General features: G+C 56.7%; 13 protein-coding genes. All 13 read right to left on the minus strand.

Translation table 11 applies throughout. From position 1 onward, the window contains the following. Positions 1 to 4: 4 nt before the first annotated feature. The 13 genes from I6F31_RS05460 to I6F31_RS05520 all read right to left on the minus strand — a co-directional run bounded on the left by I6F31_RS05460 (position 5) and on the right by I6F31_RS05520 (position 18,255). On the minus strand, positions 5 to 1,009 hold the full coding sequence (locus tag I6F31_RS05460) for a LacI family DNA-binding transcriptional regulator (protein WP_225184968.1): 1,005 nt from the start codon (positions 1,007 to 1,009) through the stop codon (positions 5 to 7). A 729-nt stretch (positions 1,010 to 1,738) separates the two neighbouring features. Further along, positions 1,739 to 2,842: a glycoside hydrolase family 172 protein gene (locus tag I6F31_RS05465; protein ID WP_225184969.1), complete on the minus strand. Its 1,104-nt coding sequence runs from the start codon at positions 2,840 to 2,842 to the stop codon at positions 1,739 to 1,741. 1,103 nt (positions 2,843 to 3,945) lie between these two features. Continuing rightward, positions 3,946 to 6,588 carry a CehA/McbA family metallohydrolase gene (locus I6F31_RS05470; RefSeq protein WP_225184970.1) on the minus strand — a complete coding sequence of 881 codons (2,643 nt, stop codon included), beginning with the start codon at positions 6,586 to 6,588 and terminating at the stop codon, positions 3,946 to 3,948. Between the two features lie 230 nt (positions 6,589 to 6,818). Beyond that, the gene (locus I6F31_RS05475) at positions 6,819 to 7,901 is read right to left on the minus strand and encodes a Gfo/Idh/MocA family oxidoreductase (RefSeq protein ID WP_225184971.1); all 1,083 of its coding nucleotides are present in this window, start codon (positions 7,899 to 7,901) and stop codon (positions 6,819 to 6,821) included. A gap of 35 nt (positions 7,902 to 7,936) precedes the next feature. After that, positions 7,937 to 8,518, minus strand: coding sequence for a cupin domain-containing protein (locus I6F31_RS05480; RefSeq protein WP_225184972.1), 582 nt, complete (start codon positions 8,516 to 8,518; stop codon positions 7,937 to 7,939). Between the two features lie 90 nt (positions 8,519 to 8,608). After that, entirely contained in the window at positions 8,609 to 9,973 is a 1,365-nt protein-coding gene (locus I6F31_RS05485) for a zinc-binding dehydrogenase (protein ID WP_225184973.1), read from the minus strand. A gap of 14 nt (positions 9,974 to 9,987) precedes the next feature. Further along, complete coding sequence (locus I6F31_RS05490; protein ID WP_225184974.1) at positions 9,988 to 10,854, minus strand: phosphoenolpyruvate hydrolase family protein; 867 nt, start codon at positions 10,852 to 10,854, stop codon at positions 9,988 to 9,990. After that, a complete protein-coding gene (locus I6F31_RS05495; protein WP_225184975.1) occupies positions 10,844 to 12,052 on the minus strand; it encodes a Tm-1-like ATP-binding domain-containing protein in 1,209 nt (402 codons plus the stop codon). The genes I6F31_RS05490 and I6F31_RS05495 overlap by 11 nt, the downstream gene beginning before the upstream one ends. A gap of 249 nt (positions 12,053 to 12,301) precedes the next feature. Further along, on the minus strand, positions 12,302 to 13,456 hold the full coding sequence (locus I6F31_RS05500) for an alpha-hydroxy acid oxidase (RefSeq protein ID WP_225184976.1): 1,155 nt from the start codon (positions 13,454 to 13,456) through the stop codon (positions 12,302 to 12,304). A gap of 265 nt (positions 13,457 to 13,721) precedes the next feature. Next, positions 13,722 to 14,009, minus strand: coding sequence for a hypothetical protein (locus tag I6F31_RS05505; RefSeq protein WP_225184977.1), 288 nt, complete (start codon positions 14,007 to 14,009; stop codon positions 13,722 to 13,724). A gap of 216 nt (positions 14,010 to 14,225) precedes the next feature. Beyond that, a complete protein-coding gene (locus I6F31_RS05510) occupies positions 14,226 to 15,317 on the minus strand; it encodes an ABC transporter ATP-binding protein (RefSeq protein WP_225184978.1) in 1,092 nt (363 codons plus the stop codon). Positions 15,318 to 15,379: 62 nt separating this feature from the next. Beyond that, the gene (locus I6F31_RS05515; protein ID WP_225184979.1) at positions 15,380 to 17,122 is read right to left on the minus strand and encodes an ABC transporter permease subunit; all 1,743 of its coding nucleotides are present in this window, start codon (positions 17,120 to 17,122) and stop codon (positions 15,380 to 15,382) included. Then, positions 17,119 to 18,255, minus strand: coding sequence for an ABC transporter substrate-binding protein (locus I6F31_RS05520; RefSeq protein ID WP_225184980.1), 1,137 nt, complete (start codon positions 18,253 to 18,255; stop codon positions 17,119 to 17,121). The genes I6F31_RS05515 and I6F31_RS05520 overlap by 4 nt, the downstream gene beginning before the upstream one ends. Between the last annotated feature and the right edge of the window lie 115 nt (positions 18,256 to 18,370).

Below are 18,370 nucleotides of genomic sequence, written 5' to 3' on the forward strand. Positions count from 1 at the left end.
CGACTCAGGTCGAGTCGCGCATAATCAGCCGGAATGGCATTTCAAATACCCGCCCGCGGACCGGATTTTCGCCCCGCAGTCGGTCCATCAAGACCTGGGCAGCCTTGATGCCCATATTCCCCTGGAATTGCGTGACGGTGGTGAGCGAAGGCGCAACGAGCTTGGCGGCCAAAATGTCGTCGAAGCCCGCGACAGCAATCTCTCGCGGAATTGAGATGCCGCGCTCGCGCAGCCCCCGCATTGCACCGATGGCCATCAGATCATTTGCGGCAAAGATAGCCGTAGGTCCATAGCCGCTATCGAGCGCGGCTTGAGCGGCTCTAAACCCACCCTCCTCGTTGAAGACGTCGTCGATCACGACGTACGGGGCGCGACCGACCTCTCTCAGCGCGGCGTTGTAGCCTTCGAGCCGCGCGTTCTGTGGCCCACCGCGCCCCGCGATCATGGCAACGCGCGTATGGCCTCGCGCGATTAGATACTCTGTGAGACTACGCGCGGCCGCGTAGCTGTCTACATAAATATCGTCGAGCGGGATGTCGCCGCCACACTTCTTCTGAGCCTCGATTCGGACAACCGGAATGCCAGCGTCGAGCAATGGCCGGAAATCCCTCGCGCTTAGCGTGAAGAAGACACCGATCACGCCATCAACACGCCCCTGCCGTGTCCAGTCAAGGAAACGCCGCTCGCCCTCGGCCACCCCATCGGTACTGATGGCGATCACGTCGTAAGAGTGCTCCTGGGTCACTGTTTGGATACCGCGCATCAGCATTGGATAGAATGGGTTCGTGATATCCGGCACAACGAACGCTACTGTCATCGCTCGTCTGGTCCGAAGCCCTTGCGCAAAGCGGTTTGGCGCATAACCAAGCTTTCGCGCCGCGTCGGTGATGCGCTGCCAGGTCTCGGCGGGAATGGAGCCCGTGCCGGCGCCGGTTAGCACGATGGAAACAGCCGCCTGCGAAACCCCAGCCAGTCTCGCCACGTCTTTCTGAGTCGCTCTCTTCGCCATTATGCTGATTCGTATTAGTATTACGTATAAATATCCGTAAGCATGATTGCGGTCAACTAGGGCGCAGGCGCGCGACACACTTCCTGCGTAGCTCCGCGGCCAGATAAAGCGCGCCTAGCGTCGGCAATCGATTTGCGGCCGATCCCTGGCGAGCCCAACAGAAGGAATTGACTACATGGATTTAGTGTCGCCTCCCTTTTGCCTGCTCGTCGTCGCGCAATGCGATATCGGCGTCCCCGATGCGAAGCGCGGAAAGTCAGCGTCATTAGGCCCTTAGAAGCATTTTGTCGTGCATTGTGCCGCGCGTTACGTCTTTGCGTTAGCGCTACCTCGACAGCTCCTCAAGACTGTCAGGAACGGCTTGGGGTTGCTGGATGGCTGATCGTATGTGTCGTTTTGTTACTGCCTTCTCGCGGCGCGATAGCGAGTTTCACGATCTCTTTGAAGGGATCGGCTCGTGTCTACGCTTGGCTGTACGCTTAAGTCGGAACTAGTGACGCATCGACTGGCAAGTGATCACGGAGACAAGACCACGCCTCTGGTTTTCCAGAGACGACAAACTTCGGATTGTTGAGGACACGCTGGTCCGAGGCGTAGCCTCATTTCCGATACTGTCCGACTGACACCACAACAAGCGTTTACCTGGCACCTGCACGCACGCCGGCCGTTGGCAACGATGGCTAACAATGATCCGCAGTTTGTAGCGGCACTGATAGACGCGATGGCACTTTAGACGACTTCGAGGAAGTCGCGCTCCGGGAGCGGTTGCAGGGGCGCATGAGGAAGAGTCTGATACCAAAAAGCAACAGACGAAATATCGTCCTGAAGTGGTAGATAGCGCTCCTCCTTGTCGGTCCGCCATCCGAGCGCTTGGATTGTGACTCGCAACCGCTCCTTGAAGCGGATAGGGTCCATTATGTGCCAGCGATACATGCCAAATCGCTGCTGCGATTTGTACACGCCATCGGGCTTGATTACCTGACAAAGACCTGAATATGCGGTTGAGTATTGGACATACGCCTGCGGCTGATCGCGTTCGAACGTACCAATGTCGAAATCATAGGCCCCGCAGAAGTAGTCCTCAGTCCCAGTGCCGCAGATGGTTGGAAATTTGTGGTCGCTGTCGATGAAAAACTTCATCTCGCCTTCGCCCCACCAGCCGGAGTTGTTAGTACCCCAAGCGATGTACGTGCCCACGTAGTGGCCTTTACCTTTAACGCCGTCAATGATGACGTGATCCGACTTATAGGGCAGCGGGTTGGAGCGACGGAAGCTTGCATGAAAGTACGCAGCCTCTTCCGGGACGTCAGTAAGCGTATAGTCGATCTGGTAATAGATTCTGGTCTCGACATCATCGAGATTGGTCAGCGTGGCGCGACATCGCTTCCGGAACGGCATTTCCCAGTATGAATTGAAGCCTCCGGCAGGATTGACGCACACCGCGAGTGAGCTGACGTGGGCGTAACGCTCCCACCCGTTGGCGAAGAAGTCGCCGAAGGGGCATTCCACGGATGGTTCCGCCTGATCGTCCCAATAGATCCGCAGAATTAGGAAACGCCAACGTCCGCCGCGGACCGTCGCCCAGATGTGCTGCAATGCACCTGGACCCTCAATATCCGCAAGGACAAGGGTGGTGCCAGGAGCGATATCGATCGACGGCGAGACCTTCCAACCTTGGCCCAGGGAGCGCGCGCGCGAACTGCCGGTGCCCTCGATTGCCATGCCGCCCTGACCAGGCGCACCATGTAGATTCTCTGGACTTATCGATCGACTCTCGGCATTAGACAGAAGCGGTAGCATGCCGAGATGAAGTCCCAGACCGTTGAAAGCCATTTCTACTTTTCCGTTTCCAACCTCAATACATCGCAAATCGCAGCGCGATGCTATGAAATCATCCGATTAGACGATCGCCTCTGACGAACCTCCGCCTTTGTAGCCGGACGTAGCAGTTACGGCCTAACAGTAGCCTGCAGATGATGCCCTCTTCGTCCGGAAAGCTGCGATTGATTGTACAGGATGCATTTTCCCCGCAACCCTGGTTGTGGTGGTAGGGTCCAGCCGATGCCAGAGGCGGACGGAGATAAGTTCTAAACCGGTAAGTAAGCCGGCGAGGATGGGGCGCTCATCACACCGCTGCAAGTGGCAAACTCCGGGACTGGAGAAGCAGCTGTTTTTTCGTCAGGATCGCCGAGGCGAACCGGGTCGAGAGCGCCACGGGTGATCTCCCCGCAAATAAAATCGTTAAGCTGCTTCTAGCTCCATCTCGATCGGGGCGATATATCAGATCGTGGAAGGGAGCCAGGGCGGTTTTACATCAGGGCTTGAGAAGGCCCACAGGACCGTTTCTTCGAGCTTCATTTATCGGCATCATCTTTGGTTTGGTCCCCGGATTTGCGTTCAGGGGCGCTCGACAAGGATGGCTGTGTCATTTTTGGCTGCACGCCTGATGGGTCGCAAGCAGATCGTTGGCTTGAACTACCAGGTGAATGTTCGACCGGATGGCATATCTGGCACAACGTTTTGGCAGCTCGGCCGTTTATCAGCATCGACGCACTCGCGGCCTTCTGCGCTTCTCGATCTAAGGATCGAACGGACTAATCGCCCTGACGATCCAGAGCCTCTCACGACCCAAATCGGGGAGAGACCGTGTCACTGCAGACTGCAATCCAGCGGATACCGGCACAATCGACAACCGCGGCACAGCAGCAGATCGACGTGATCAGGAATGACCTGTCGAAGGACACCATCGGCGCACCGGCCTGGCCGGAGCCGCGGAAACGGTACGCCCCTCACGAGCCTGACACGAACCACCCGTATTGATTTGCACCACGCACCGGATCAGTGAGTCAACGCCGCGTCTGCTTCATGCGGCCTCATCAAGCGTCGTCCCCCCAAGGGCGCCGCAACACAGGAGCTACGCCATATGAGTTAGATCTTCAATGCTCGCGTGTTATGTGAACAGCGTGGACCGGTGCATGCTCGTGGTGCGCGCCGAGCTGGTGAAGCCGATGATGTAGACGATGGTGAGCTAGCTCCAGAGCAGCCCTTAAACGTGCGTGCCTCGCTTCATCAGATTTTGGAGCGAGCGTATCTAAGTAAGCTATTGACCCCTCGATCTGCGCAAGGACAGCGACGGCATCGGCCGTCGCAAAGATTGGACTATCTCCGACCTCTACAATAACAGCGCTGGTATGCGCGGCTATATCAGTAGCACGTCCGGCGACACTGCCTCGAATGCGAATTGCTAGCCAACAAGAGGCTGAAATTTGCAGTGCTTTGTGCCCTTTGCACGACAATTTGTCGCAACGCCATTCCTCGACGACCACGCCGTTAAGCACTAGCTCTACGCGTGTGGGAGGAACGCTAAGCGATTCAACTCGCCAGTCGACGGTAATCGTGCCACCTCCAGAGGGAATCCGGACCTTGCTTCCAGGGCGTTTCCCTTCCACGGTCATACTAACGAGCGGCCCGACCGTGATGAACGTGTCGCCGCCACGTACAGCGTCCATCCAGGTTTGATATGTGAAATCGCGGGCTCCCAAATGTGCATATGTGCGGATGCCGCCGAGGAGCGAGGCTGCATCCATTTTGTCGGATCCAGCGACCAACGGCAGTTGATAGCCAATATTAAGATAGCGATACCAATCAGCAAGACCGAAAGCGCTGATCTGGGCAGTCCGCGGATTGAAGGACATCATCTCGATCGCGTCGACCAATCCAAGAACGATGTCTGCGGCACGCTCTGCCTGAGGGTTCGGAGCGTGCGGCATTACCACGAGCCCACCTTGCTGACGGCAACGTTCTGCCCAAGTGGCCATTGTAGCTTCCAGTGGATCACCGATGGCTGCTTCGTTGGGACCGCCCGTGCATAGCGGGTCGATGATGTCGCCCTCATATCCAAGAAGAGATATGTGGCCTAAAACCTGCATGCGGTTCTCGGTTCCGACGCGAACCAAGAACTCGCCATCACCACCGAAGTCCTTTGCTCCCAGCGTCGTTCGTCCGTCGAAGTCGCCAACATTGCTGAACATTTCGCCCCACTGAGATGCGAGCAAGTTCACGACGTTGACTCCCTCGGCCTGCCCCTCCAGAAGAGCTGTCTGCGGGCTCAAAAAGTGAACATGCGTGTCGGAACTGATCCAGCCTTGCTCGCGCCAGCGGAGCACCTTTTCTAGCTCAAAGGTGAGACTCTCGGTATTCTCATCAATCTCCACGATCCGCCGTATCGGGCGCACCTCGAAACCTCTTGTTATTTCAACGAAGACATGGCCGAGCGGAAGATCGACAGTGCAATACCCATCCACATAAGCATACTGGTTTAGCCCATTTGCAAATTCGGCTGCGTTATCCACGTACCAGCCTACATTCACCTTCCGGTGGTGACCTTTTGGCGGGAGGTACTCCCCGTGCGGGCCATGGACATGCAAGCGCGCGGCGACACGCTGCCCTGTAGACTTCTCGATTATCCGAATACTCACGGGCCTCTTGGCTGGCTCGATGGCAACGGCCTCCAGCGGGGAATCGGCAGAATGAGTAGCTTCTAGAGAAAGAAGCTCCCGCATCAGCAAGCTGCCGTCCTCAGACCGCAGGTAAAGTCTCGCATCGGGGTGAGCGGTGTACTCAACAACAACCTCGTTAGGAGACCGCATAGGCTGAACGTCATGCAAGTCGCTCAGCCAATCCGATTGTGAGTACTCAAGCACGGCGCGAGCAGAGATGACTGCACCGAGGTCGATTCCAATTTGATCAGCGCGATCGTCGGTGTCAAGTTCTCCCAGTCCGTTGAGGTTGACGCCGGATGGCAGACGCATTCTCAGCTTCCGGCGACCTTGAAGCCGCAGCGGATGCTCCTGGACGGTCGTTGTGCTCACCGCATACAGCAGGGAGAGCTCGTCTTTTGCGTGCAGTTTGAGGCCTATGATCGCCTTGTCGGGGTGTGGATTAGGCAGTGCATAAATCCAGAGGTTTTCTCGGCCACGATATTGGCGTCCCGACATTGTGCGAGTCTCGGCACCGCCGAAATCTAGAATGGGCGCTCGCCCAAGCACGAAATCTTCAAGATGAGTGGCATGTACGCTCGGCGACCGCGCCGGGACCGCCGCGAACGGATGAGCGCCCCATGAAACATGAATCTGTTGAATTGCGAACCGCCGCAGGATTGGCATATCGATTCTGCTGCCATCGGTATAGGCAAGAGAGTATGTGGACACCAAGTCGCCGAGCTCATTGCTTTCGTTAGGGCAGTCAAGAATAAGGGTAGGTCCTATGGCTCCGAAGTTGGACGGCGTTGTGTGTGGACGATCCGCGGCCACCTGGATAAAAAGGATGTAAGTGGCGATCGTCGGCGGCAGGCTCACAAGAGTAGGAGCTTCCCCAGGGCGTAGAACGAGCACGTCGGGGCCAGCATCGTCGCCGAAAAGGAACGGCATTCCTCGGAACGTCTGGAGCCCTTGCAGATCGATGCTCCAATCAATGTTATCGCATGTTTTCCCGAGCTCTGCGGCGAGCATTCGGCGATTGCCGTTGAACGAGCGCTTCATGTCTATGGGAGTAAAGTGCGGCGACGGAGGTGTTTTCATTGGCCGGCTCTCGTTAGAACGCTGCGTATGCTGTCATGATCAATCGATTAACCATCGCCTGGATCTGAAAGAAGCTAAGTTTCACTATCATTGTAAAGCGCTTCTCGCACGTATGCGCTTACAGCCAGTCATGCAGCGCGTAGTCTACTTCGTATGTTTCTAGGCGAATTCGGTTAGGTTGAGCGTAGAAAAACACTAGTCAGCGAAACCTGACCCCGACCGTGATGCAATCATGCAATCTGACGGCCCTGCCGAAAGGTTTGGAGAAATTCCTGTACTTTGACAGGCTTGTCGAGCCGTGCACTTTGGATGGCCGCGAACACCATTGCCACGGACTGTAAGTTGTCCTCTACGTTAGTAGCCATTGGCGGCCCTCCGTCGAGCCAACGACAGAACTGCTCGATTAGCAATGAGTTCCCCCACTTCTTCCCCGCGAGCAGCGACACCTGCTGTCCTTTGCCCTGCCGGTTGCCCTGACAAATTCGCTTCGGATTGCGATGAAAAACCTCCACCTCACGGTGGTCGAGGACAGCCGTCCCGGTTGCTGCTTCAACGCGAAAGTATTCAAATGACCAGCCGTTGAGCCCCGTCGCTTGTGCCGAGGAGCCTTCGTATACTCCACGCACGTCATTGGCGAACTCCATCAATACAATGACGTCAGTGTCGCCTTTGTAGTCCGCCCATTCCGGCTTCCAACTACGGGCAAAAATTGACGTGCAGGGTGCCCCTGCCAGATCGGCCATGATGTCGAGGTGATGCACCGCGCCCTCGATCAGCATAGGATGAGCCATTTCGTGACGAAAGCGTCTCCACGAATCATAAACGCGATGATCGCTGCCGAAACGACATGATACTGTGTTGACGCGGCCGAGAGCATCCGGATTAACGACCTCTCTCAGAGTTAGTTTGTCCTGATCAAACCGGTGGCTCATGGTTATTCCCATCTTGCAACGGGACGCTTTCACTTTTTCAGCTATCCGGACCGAAGCTTCCATTGTGTCCGCAATTGGCTTCTCTGAAAGGATGTGCATACCTCGAGCAAGGGCAAGATCGACGATTGACTCGTGCAGAGCGGGCGGGATCACGATGGTACAGAAGTCGGCGTTCACCGCGCGGAAGGCCTCCTGTGCCGAAGTGAAGCATTGCTCCGCGTTAAGTCCCAGATGCGTCGCGCCCTTCTGCAGGGCTTTGGTATCAATATCCACCAAGCCGACGACTTGGATCGTGCCGTCTGCCACGTTCATTGGTAAGTACGTGTTGCACCAGAACTCTCCAAAGCCGCCGGCGCCGATATGCAGGACGTTGTAGGCCATGAACCTCTCCTTCAAATGAGGGAGTTGAGCTTAAGTCACACCCGCTCGGCGCGAACGTCAGCAGGTCCGTGCCTATGCTCCCAAAGGTGTCCAAACCGCTTCTTTCCTTCGAGAGTCGTCTCGAAATAAGCACCCTTTACGTCGGCCCGAAGCTGAGGAAGGTCATGATGGTGCCCCATTCCAATTGCCACGCAGTCACCCGCCTCGACTTCGAAACTGCGCGATCCGACTATGACTGTTCCTGCGCCCTCGAGGATGACCCAGTATTCATCACAGTCGTGATAGTGAGAGTCGAAATTCGTCGACTTGGGGTAGTTAAAGGGGTCTCCCTTGCACCAAGCTGGAGTGCTCGGAGTGAGCTTGAAAATGCCGCATCCGCCCAACTCAGCGCCCCACCTGCCCAAAAACATGATGACCTGCGCGGTGCGATCGCCAGCGTCTGCCGTAAAGGGACCCTTGGCCGCATCGAGGTCGGAGAACTGACCTTCATTGAGCACTTGCGCCCCCACCCTGCTCGTCAACCGGCAAGATCCGCGCGTGACGAGTAGACGCTGTTTGTCGGCTTTAACCGCTATTGCACGCGGCTGCGCGGTGAGTTCGACAAATTCGAACCCCATGAGTTCACACCATGCGGGGGGCTGTTCTCCACTTCTGAAAACCGGCATATCACCTCCGTCTTTAGGCCTATTGACGATACGCAGCACGATTTATGCGCATCGCCAATCAAATGCGACGCCGAGCAAATTGCTTGGTGCTTCGACAAGCTCTGCATAAACGGCTTCACATTCTGAGATTGGAACGACTTTGGTGATCAGCTCTCGCGTTTTTAGTATTCCGAGAGAGGCCAACCGGGACACCTCCTCGAGGTCCGATTGGACGAAGTGACTTGCGTGCAGCACCTCGATCTCGCGCGCCTGACCTGCGTTGAAGGTATAGCCCACTTCTCCCCGTCCACCGATGAGAGCAAGCCGCCCCTTGGGCTTCAAAAGACCTCCAGCCCAATCAGTCCCCAACACCGCATCGAGAACAGGGGCTCCGCTTGTCTCCATGATGACGTCGAACCGGTCTCGGCCGAAATGGTCAACCAGTGTCTCCGCCGGGGTGGGTTGAAACACCGTCAAAGGCCCGAGGGACAGCCCCAACTTTAGTCGCGCTTCGTCAAGGTCCACAAGGGTCGTTCGAGCGCCTGCTGCGCGTCCCACCTGTGCAACGAGCTGCCCCACTGGCCCAGCTCCAATCACGAGCAGCTCTTCACCGAGCCTGACATCGGCACGACGGATGTCATGCAGCGCGACGCTGGCAATCCCGAAGAGGCTCGCAGCGATCGGATCGATCGACCCATCCTTCGCCAGCTTAACGAGCAACATGTCCTCATCGTTAGGGTTGGCTACATTGCAAGTGAAGTATTCGACGTGTCCGATTCCTGAACTTCGCCCCGAGAAGATCAGGTCTCCCGTCTTGTAGATTCGACGGGCTACACCGCCGCCCAGCTCGACAATCTCGGCAACCCGTTGATATCCAGCGCGCCTCGGAAACGCTCCGCCATAGTTTCCTCCTAAAAGCGAGTTTCTCTCAGTCCCGTTGGTTAGACCCGACACAACTGTCCGGCACAGGATTTCGCCTTCGCGCAAAGGTGGACAGTCGACGGCGCCGAATTTTGCTTTCCCCTTTTCTACAAATGTCACGCCCCGGTTGGAGCGAAGTTTCTGTTTGTATCGATCGGTCGGTGTTTTCGTTAGAGTGAGGCGGGGAATGTATCCCGACTGCTCGACATAGTGGTGGCCCAAGACATGGTGGCCGGCGGCCAAAGTCCCGTTGAACACCTGAATGCGAAAGTCCTCGCTGTTTGACTTAGTATCAGCAAACCCCTCCGAACCGTGCTCGAAACCCGCAGGGATCATCCAGACGTCACCAGCTTCCAGAGTGAATTCTTCCCGGAAACCGTCATGATCAATCCAATAACCCGTGCCGCGGCCCGAGAGAATTAGCCAAGTCTCGTCATAGTCATGAAAGTGCTTCTCGCAGGTTGGTAGCTTAAAACCTTCACGGAGCAGTCCTCGATGAAGCGCCATTTGCCTCGTCTCTTTTAGGTTGATGTTGTTGCTTTGCTGCGGATCGCCTTGAAGGCGAGTGTCTGGGATTTGATGGCTTCCTCGGTTGGCAGCCGTTCCATGCTGCTTGCTCCGTAGAAGCCGTGGCACCCGGGACACGCATCGAGAATGAAGCGAGCATCGCCTGGATTGGCGATCGGCCCACCATGACAGAGGATGATGATTTCATCGCGAATCTTTCGCACCGCCTCGACGCACTGATTAATCAGAACGACGCAATCGTCCAAGGATTTGCCCGACCGAGCACCGATCGCACCACCCGTGGTCAGTCCCATATGGCACACAAGAATATCTGCCCCGGCTTCCGTCATTGCCGCCGCATCCTCCGGACAAAAGACATAAGGAGTCGTCAAGAGGTTGAGCTTGTTTGCTTCAGCGATCATATTGATTTCTTGAACATAGCTCATTCCGGTCTCTTCGAGGTTCTGCCGGAAGAGCCCGTCGATTAGGCCGACGGTAGGGAAATTCTGCACGCCGGCGAACCCGATCTCCTTCAGTTCGCGTAAAAAGCTCGGAAGAACGATGAATGGATCTGTGGCGTTGACTCCAGCAAGAACGGGGGTTCGTCTTACGATGGGAAGGACTTCACGCGCCATTTCGACGACAATTTGATTGGCGTTTCCGTACGCCAGAAGGCCAGCGAGCGAACCACGGCCGGCCATCCGATAGCGGCCCGAATTGTAGATGACAATAAGATCGATGCCGCCGGCCTCCTCGCTCTTAGCGGAGAGACCGGTGCCAGCACCACCTCCTATGATGGGCTCTCCGGCCCTGATCTTCTTTTGAAACCGCTCGATCAACTCAAGCCGATCGATACGTTGGATACGATTATCACTGCTCACGAAGGACCTCTTGGAAGTTTGCAACAAGTAGTTCCGCAAATTGTGGATCGTTTATGTGGAGAGGAACGCGCGTGAGCTGCCGCTTATCGGTGCGACGTACCGCGCGCTCAAGCGCCGAGAATAGAGCAGCGTCGGCGTCAGGATCGTGGAAAGGCTGGTCCGGAGCATCAATGGCCGACACACCTAACTCTGGAATCAGAAAACGCACCGGCCCGGTACAGCTGTTAAGTCGCCGTCCAATCCATTCACCGATCGTGTCGCACTCATCAGGGGTCGTCCGCATCAGCGTAACTTGGGGATTGTGCACGTGCAGCCGGCGCTTCCGAAATTTGCTCGGAACCGTCTCCATCGCGCCGAAGTTCACCATGTCAAGCGCGCCGCAGGACCCCACATAGGGCAAGCCAGTACGGGCGAAGGCACCGAAGCGATCGGATGTACAGGGGAAGACACCTCCTATGAGATAGTCGCACACTTCGGTAGTGGTCACGTCAATTCCGCCCGCCAGCAGCCTGGAGTCGACGAGCTTCTCGAATGATTGCCCACCAGTTCCCGTGGCGTGAAAAACTAGACAATCGAAGCTCTTGTCTAGCGCGCGAGTCACTGCCTGAACACAGGCCGTCGTGACACCAAACATTGTGAGCCCAATTGCCAACCCATCGTCGCCCACAGAGGCGCGCTTGTTTAGCACCATTCCGGCGATCGAGTTACCCGCGTTCGCGAGGACCACCCGCGAAATTCGGTTCAAGCCGGATACATCGGTGACCGAATACATCATGCTGATATCGGTTGGCCCCACGTAAGGTGCGACATTCCCGGAGGCAACGGTCGAAATGAGCACCTTCGGAGTTCCCACGGGAAGAGCGCGCATTGCTGGTGCGATTAAGGCTGTTCCGCCAGAACCGCCGGCACCAATGATGCCATCCACGTCATTTCGCGATCGAATGAACTCCACGAGTGCTTGCGACATGGCGGCAACGGCCTCACCGCGATCCCCGAGCTGTTTGCGCTTCGGCAGATCCGGATGGAATGAGGCGACCTCGCCCGGATGAACATCGACGTCTTGGGCATGGCTTCGCAAATCAGACGTCGACACGTCAACAAGAACGACGCGACAACCAGATTGTCGAATACACTCTCGAAGATATCGCAGTTCATCGCCCTTCGTGTCGCAAGTACCGACGAGATAAATCGTGTTCATAGCAGAAATCCCCCCTAAAGCTCTTTTCTTAAGCACAGCCAGATTCGCGCTCATCGACCCCAAGCTCGAACACTTTTGCACTTCCATAGCCGACGACATCGCCTTAGCTCTCCGGCAGCCAATACGGCTGTGATGGTCGCCCTGCCCATTGCGCCTGCCCCCCCCACGTCAGCTCGGTCGAGTGCTCGGCGGTGGAATGAGGCGCCTGAGTTATTGCGGTCACTCGACGGCATCAGCGGCAGTCACTCGTTAGTGGAGCAGTTCCGACATGTCGAGTAAGCTCCTATCCATCTGACGGAAATCCCTGCAACCACTCAGCTTCATCGCAATATCAAGTTCGCGTCGCAAGATTCGTATCGCCTGGCTGGCGCCGGACATTCCACCGACGGCTGCCCCGTACAGCGGCATACGGCCAAGCATTACCGCCCTTGCTCCAATAGCCAGAAGCTTCAGGACATCACTGCCTCGCCGGACTCCGCTGTCGGCGATCACTGTGATCTGCCCACCAACTGCATCAACTACTTTTGCCAACACCTGGATGGGTGCGACCGCGCTGTCCAAATTGCGCCCCCCATGGTTTGAAACCACAATACCGTCGGCACCCATTCTTACTGCTACAAGCGCGTCGTCCACACGCAGAATGCCCTTCAGCACTAGATTGCCCTTCCAGTCGTCGCGAAGCCGACGAATATGCTCCCAGCTAAGATCTCGGTCGTAAGGTAGTGCTTTTCCCGCAGCAAATATGCTGCTCTCAAACCCAGCCGGATAGTTCGCAAATCCTGGGAGGCGGCCGGTTGCCATGTATCTAGCCAACACGCCAAGCACCCAACGCGGATGGACAGCAGCATCGCACAGGTTACTCGCTGAAAACCTGAACGGCATGTCAAAACCGTTGCGAGCGTTGTATTCACGATTGGGACCAACGGCCGTATCGCATGTTACCACCAACGTTCGAACACCCGTCTCCCAGGCGCGCTGGAGCAGTGCCTGGGTCATTTCGTAGTGCTTCCAAAGGTACAACTGAAACCAGATCGGCCCTCTACTTGCTGCAGCGATTTCCTCTACAGAAGAGATCGAGTCGGTTGCGGCACAAAGGGCTACCCCCTCAGTCGACGCAGCTTTAGCCAGCGCAATTTCGCCTTGGTGCCAAACGAGGCCAGCGAAGGCCGTCGGCGCGACAATCATCGGCGCATCGTACGTCTCACCGAAAAGAGAGATAGCTTGAGAGTGCGGGCGATCGCCTGTCAATATTCGCGGCTTAATCCGCACCGCGTCCAAGGACATCCGGTTGTGTCGAAGACCAACCTCATCCTCGGTACCCCTGTCGATGTATTGGAAAATGCCGCGCGGTAACCTGCGCTGAGCCAACTGTCGCAATTCTGAGTAGTTGAGGAAGACCGTCATGTGTTTGATTTGTCTGCGTCTCTCGCCACCTAATGATTGGCGATCCAACGACGTCGCCTCATACTGTGATTGACTTGGCGCCGAAAACGTTGCCTTCGATACGATATAACAGCCGGTATTTTGTAAGAGAGCCCTGAACCCAGACCTCTGTTGGAATGCCGACGATCCGCTCCTAGGCCTTGGGATTCTCCCCTGGAGAGTTCAGTTGCGATCGAGCTGCCGTAAAAGAGCTTACAGCTTCTCACAGGAGGAAAATCTCCAACTTTTACTTGATGAAGCCTAATTCGGGATTGATAGTCAGGCTCTTAGCAGGAATCCCCCGCCCAGAGATTGGAAGCTCAGCAAGTTGACGCTCGGCAAGAATGGATTTTGGATCCAGCTTAGTCGGTTCGATCGCAAAGTTTTTTGCCAAGCATGAAGTGACTTGCTGATCCTTTCTTGTCGGACGACGGCGATCGCACGAATCGAGCTCAGCCGGACGATGCTCAGCTTTTTCGCTAATGAACCTATACGGCGCGAATATTTCGCGCTTGGTTGTCCGCGCAAGATACAACGTTGCCCTCTATGCGAGTTGCGAGCGGCGCGGCAGGCCGGAACTACATTGAGCCAATCTCGATGACCCTATGGGTCGCGCACCACTCGACGCAAGCACAATCGAGGAAATCGTTAAGGGTCGACATTCCCAGTTGTTGTTTATGTCACTTGTGCACGACCGCTCGTCATGTTCAAACGGCCCGCATGCGCTCGCGATACCTGTAACCGTAGCAAGTTAATCCGTCAGAATCGTTGCGTCGTGAGCAGCCCACGATGCGACACAGGCGTCGCCGACCTCCGGCATTGTCTTGGCCGACACGTTCAGCACCTTCGATAGCAACCGCAATCCAGCTTCGCTCCGGAATTCGAAGAGGGTCGAGTCGCCAACGAAGGTCATGCCACTGATACGCCCTTCAATTCCGCCGGAGCACCCGGCGGCGCCGGCTTGAAGATGCAGATGTTCAGGCCGCACGCACAGCGTCGCGTCCCTGTCGGCATGCTGCCAGGCTGGAGCCGGGAGGCTTTCGCCCGCAGGACCTTGCACGGTCCCGGATTTAAGCTTGACCGGAATCAAATTGACTTCACCCACGAAACCAGCGACGAACAAGTCGGCGGGCCTGCGATAGATGTCCTTCGGCGCCGAAACCTGGCGAATCCGGCCCTCGTGCATCACCGCGACCCGATCGGACATGGCGAGCGCCTCATCCTGGTCGTGCGTGACGTAGATCATCGTTTTGCCGACCTCCTTGTGTAGGGTCTTGATCTCGTTCCTCAGATGCTCGCGCAACTTTTTGTCGAGCGCGCCCAGAGGTTCATCAAGGAGAAGAACGGGTGGATCGAAAACCAAAGCCCGCGCGATCGCCACTCGCTGCTGTTGACCGCCGGACATCTGGTGAGGGGAGCGCGAGGCCAAGGCACCAAGATGCACCTGATCGAGGATGCGCCGCACCCGCGTTTCGACCTCAGCCTTTGCCATACGCCGCATCCGAAGCGGATACGCGACGTTCTCGGCGACCGTCATATGTGGGAATAGGGCATAGTTCTGGAAGATCACGCCGAGTTCGCGGCGGTGAGGCGGCAGGCGCGTGATATCCTTCTCATCGAGCAGGACCTGACCGCTGTTCGGCAGCTCGAAACCGGCAATCATCATGAGAGTTGTTGTCTTTCCCGATCCGCTCGGGCCTAGCAGCGAGATGAACTCGCCGGGTGCCACGGAAAGACTGACATCATCGACGGCGATCGCGCTACCGTAACGCTTCTGCAGGTTGCGCAGGGCGATGCCTCCGGTTTTCACATCAGTGCCGCTCGCGGTCGCTTTCATCAACATTTCAGCTCCCTAGGATGAATTCATCATTGGTTTTCAGATTCACCTGCGCCCAGACAGGGCCGTCAGGTGGTCTTTTTTCGTCTGAGCAGGGTCCCAACGACAATTACGATTGTCGCAAACAGCATCTGCAGAGTGGCTACGGCAGCAATGGTGGGACTGATGTCCTGCCGGATCCCCTCCCACATGCGCATCGGCAAGGTCGTAATCTTTCCAATGCCAAGGAACAGCACGTAGACGACGTCGTCGAATGAGGTCAGGAACGCAAAGAAGCTGGCGACGATGAGCGCCGGCATAACAAGCGGGGCAACGATGGTGCGAAATGTCGCCCAAGATCCGGCACCAAGACTGCGGGCCGCGCGCTCGTAGCTCGGGTTAAGGTCGCGCAGATTGGCAACCACAATCACCACCACGTAGGGGATGGCGTGGACCGCGTGACCAAGTGCCAAGCCGAACTCGGTGCCCTGCAATCCGAACCGTGCCAGGAGGAAATAGGTCGCGACGGCCACGATAACAGTCGGCATGATAATCGGCGAGAGCAAGAGAGCGACCATCGCTCCCCGACCAGGCATGGCGCCGCGCGAAAGACCGAAGGCAATCATGGCGCCCAGTGTAGTCGCCATGGCAACCGCCATAAGCGCAATACGGATGCTAGTGACGGTCGCGCGCACCCATAGCGTATCAAACAGAAAGGCTTCGTAGTTGCGCAGGGAGTAGCCAGGCAGCGGAAAGACGAAGTAGGACGAGGCGCTGAACGACAAATATGCGACGATCAGGACTGGCAGCAGGAGAAGCACAGCCAGAACGCATGCCAGGATCGGGACACCTCGACCTCCTAGCGAAGGAAGCCAGCGATCAAGAGCGTTTGACGCGGAGCCGATCCGCATCAACATCTTGGCACCCATCTGGCGGCGGGCAGCGCTCGAACCGAGCTTGCCGTCGGAGAATCCCAGCAATTGCTCGATTGGGAAGAAGCGCGAGCCGATCCACAAGATGCTCAGGACGGCGACCAGCAGGACCACTGAAAGCGCAGAGCCGAAATTCCAATTGAGTTGCTCCAGGATCTGGGAGCTGATCGCCATCGTGATCATGACGTCCGACAGCCCACCCATCAAGGCAGGTGTAATGTAAAACCCGAGACAGTAGATGAACACGAGCAGCACTCCTGCAATCAGGCCCGGGAGGCTGAGCGGCAGAAAAATAGTGAGAAACGCCGCCAGTGGGCTGGCTCCGTTCGCCCTCGCAGCGCGCATCAGCTTCGGGTCAATGCTGGACATGACCGTGTACATCGGCAGGATCATCATAGGCATGACAATGTGGGTCATGCCTAGAATCACACCAAACCGGTTGTAGAGCATTGAGATCGGTTGAGATGCCCAGCCGAGCTCGAGCAGGTACTGGTTAATGACGCCATTGCGCCCGAGTAGGACGATCCAGGCAAAGGTTCGAGCCAGAGTGCTGGTGAAATAGGGCAGCACGACTGCGATGAGCAGGAAGGTACGCAACGTTGTTCCTGCCGTCGTGAGAGCGTAGGCGATTGGATAGCTAAGCACGAAGGCGAGCGCGGTCACCGTAACGCTGATCTCGAGCGTGTTACGCATCACGGTCAAATAGACGGGGGTGTCGCCGATCCGCAGGAAATTCGCCAGAGTCCAGTTTGGCATGCCAAACGCGAGCAAGAGAAGTCCCGTGAGCGGCACGACAAAGAGTACCACCAGGAAGATAGTGCCAGGCAACAACAGCCAAGCCCACGGCGTAGGCCAAGGCCGCGAATATTGCGTTTGGTCTTTGATTGCGATGGAACTCATTGTGCCCGCCATGATAGCCAGCGCTCCTGGAGGTGGTCCAAATTCGTCTTTCCGTCCGATCGCTTGTTGGCGAGCCAAGCGGAATCCTGTTCAACCACCGCCGATGCGATTGCCTGATTGATGTTAAGCAACGGAAGAAGATCAGACGGCAAGTGCTGAAGCTGGTTCGTATTGGGACCGGGGAGAAACGTCCCGAGTGTGAAATTGGCGGCGCTCTCGGCACGATTAACGAATGCGATTAACTTCTGCGCATTCGCGCTATTAGGACCGCCTTTTAGTACCGCCCAGTACACGTAAACCAAGTTACCGCCATCCCAAACGATACGAATGGGCGCGCCCTGACGGATGGCCGCTAAAGCTCGATTGTCTCCGCAGCTCGTCATTTCCAGCTCACGATTCAGCAACAGCTGAACCGGCTCGCCTCCCGCGCTCCACCACTTCGTGATATGCGGCTTGATCTGATCGAGCTTCTTGAAAGCTCGATCGAGCTTGCCCTCCGTCAAGGGCCACCGATCCGCTGCTGGTAGCCCATCGGCTGATAGCGCGAATGCCACATTGTGCCGGACGTTCGAGGCGAGCCCTCGCGGGCCCGGAAACGTTTTCACGTCCCAGAAGTCCGCCCAGCTTTTTGGCTGCTTATCTCGGAACGCGCGAGCATCATACGCGAGCACTGTTGTTGCCCGGTAGGCGACAGCCGCATCCTTGAGACGATTAGCGGCCGGAATGCCCACCAGGGATTCCGGGTCCCACAAGCTGTAATCGACGGGCTCGAACATGCCGGCTTCGGACATCGCCGGATAACTCTGCGCGTCGATGAAGGCCAGATCCCAATCCATGCGCCCGGCTTCTTTCATCGCCTTCACTTGGGGTTCAGCAAAGTCTCCAGTCACATCGACCACAGCAATACCTGTCGCCTTCGTGAAGGCCTCATAAACGTATTTTCGCACCCCTTGCGTGAACGATCCCCCGTAGCTGAAGACTACGACTTCCCCACTGCCGGCAAGCTTTTCCTGCGCCCAGGCTGCAGTCGCCTTCGCAACAAACGGCGCACTCAGTAAAGCTGCGGCTGATCCAACAAACGAACGTCGGCTCAGGTCACGATGTAATTGGCCGAGGCAGTTCTTTTCGGTCATTGCATCCTCTCCCTGACGCAAGCACTACATGGTTTAAAGCAAACATTTTCACCATCTACCGCCGCCCTTACGCTCAAAGACAGCACAGGAGGCCATAGCACTGAAGAAAACCTGC

Origin of the sequence: Bradyrhizobium sp. NBAIM01 (assembly GCF_020194115.1) — a bacterium.
Lineage (GTDB): Bacteria > Pseudomonadota > Alphaproteobacteria > Rhizobiales > Xanthobacteraceae > Bradyrhizobium > Bradyrhizobium yuanmingense.

Bases quoted from the DNA above. Each gene is read 5' to 3' on its own strand.
- I6F31_RS05460 (WP_225184968.1), bottom strand. From the start codon at position 1,009: ATGGCGAAGAGAGCGACTCAGAAAGACGTGGCGAGACTGGCTGGGGTT.
- I6F31_RS05465 (WP_225184969.1), bottom strand. From the start codon at position 2,842: ATGGCTTTCAACGGTCTGGGACTTCATCTCGGCATGCTACCGCTTCTG.
- I6F31_RS05470 (WP_225184970.1), bottom strand. From the start codon at position 6,588: ATGAAAACACCTCCGTCGCCGCACTTTACTCCCATAGACATGAAGCGC.
- I6F31_RS05475 (WP_225184971.1), bottom strand. From the start codon at position 7,901: ATGGCCTACAACGTCCTGCATATCGGCGCCGGCGGCTTTGGAGAGTTC.
- I6F31_RS05480 (WP_225184972.1), bottom strand. From the start codon at position 8,518: ATGGGGTTCGAATTTGTCGAACTCACCGCGCAGCCGCGTGCAATAGCG.
- I6F31_RS05485 (WP_225184973.1), bottom strand. From the start codon at position 9,973: ATGGCGCTTCATCGAGGACTGCTCCGTGAAGGTTTTAAGCTACCAACC.
- I6F31_RS05495 (WP_225184975.1), bottom strand. From the start codon at position 12,052: ATGAACACGATTTATCTCGTCGGTACTTGCGACACGAAGGGCGATGAA.
- I6F31_RS05500 (WP_225184976.1), bottom strand. From the start codon at position 13,456: ATGACGGTCTTCCTCAACTACTCAGAATTGCGACAGTTGGCTCAGCGC.
- I6F31_RS05510 (WP_225184978.1), bottom strand. From the start codon at position 15,317: ATGTTGATGAAAGCGACCGCGAGCGGCACTGATGTGAAAACCGGAGGC.
- I6F31_RS05515 (WP_225184979.1), bottom strand. From the start codon at position 17,122: ATGAGTTCCATCGCAATCAAAGACCAAACGCAATATTCGCGGCCTTGG.
- I6F31_RS05520 (WP_225184980.1), bottom strand. From the start codon at position 18,255: ATGACCGAAAAGAACTGCCTCGGCCAATTACATCGTGACCTGAGCCGA.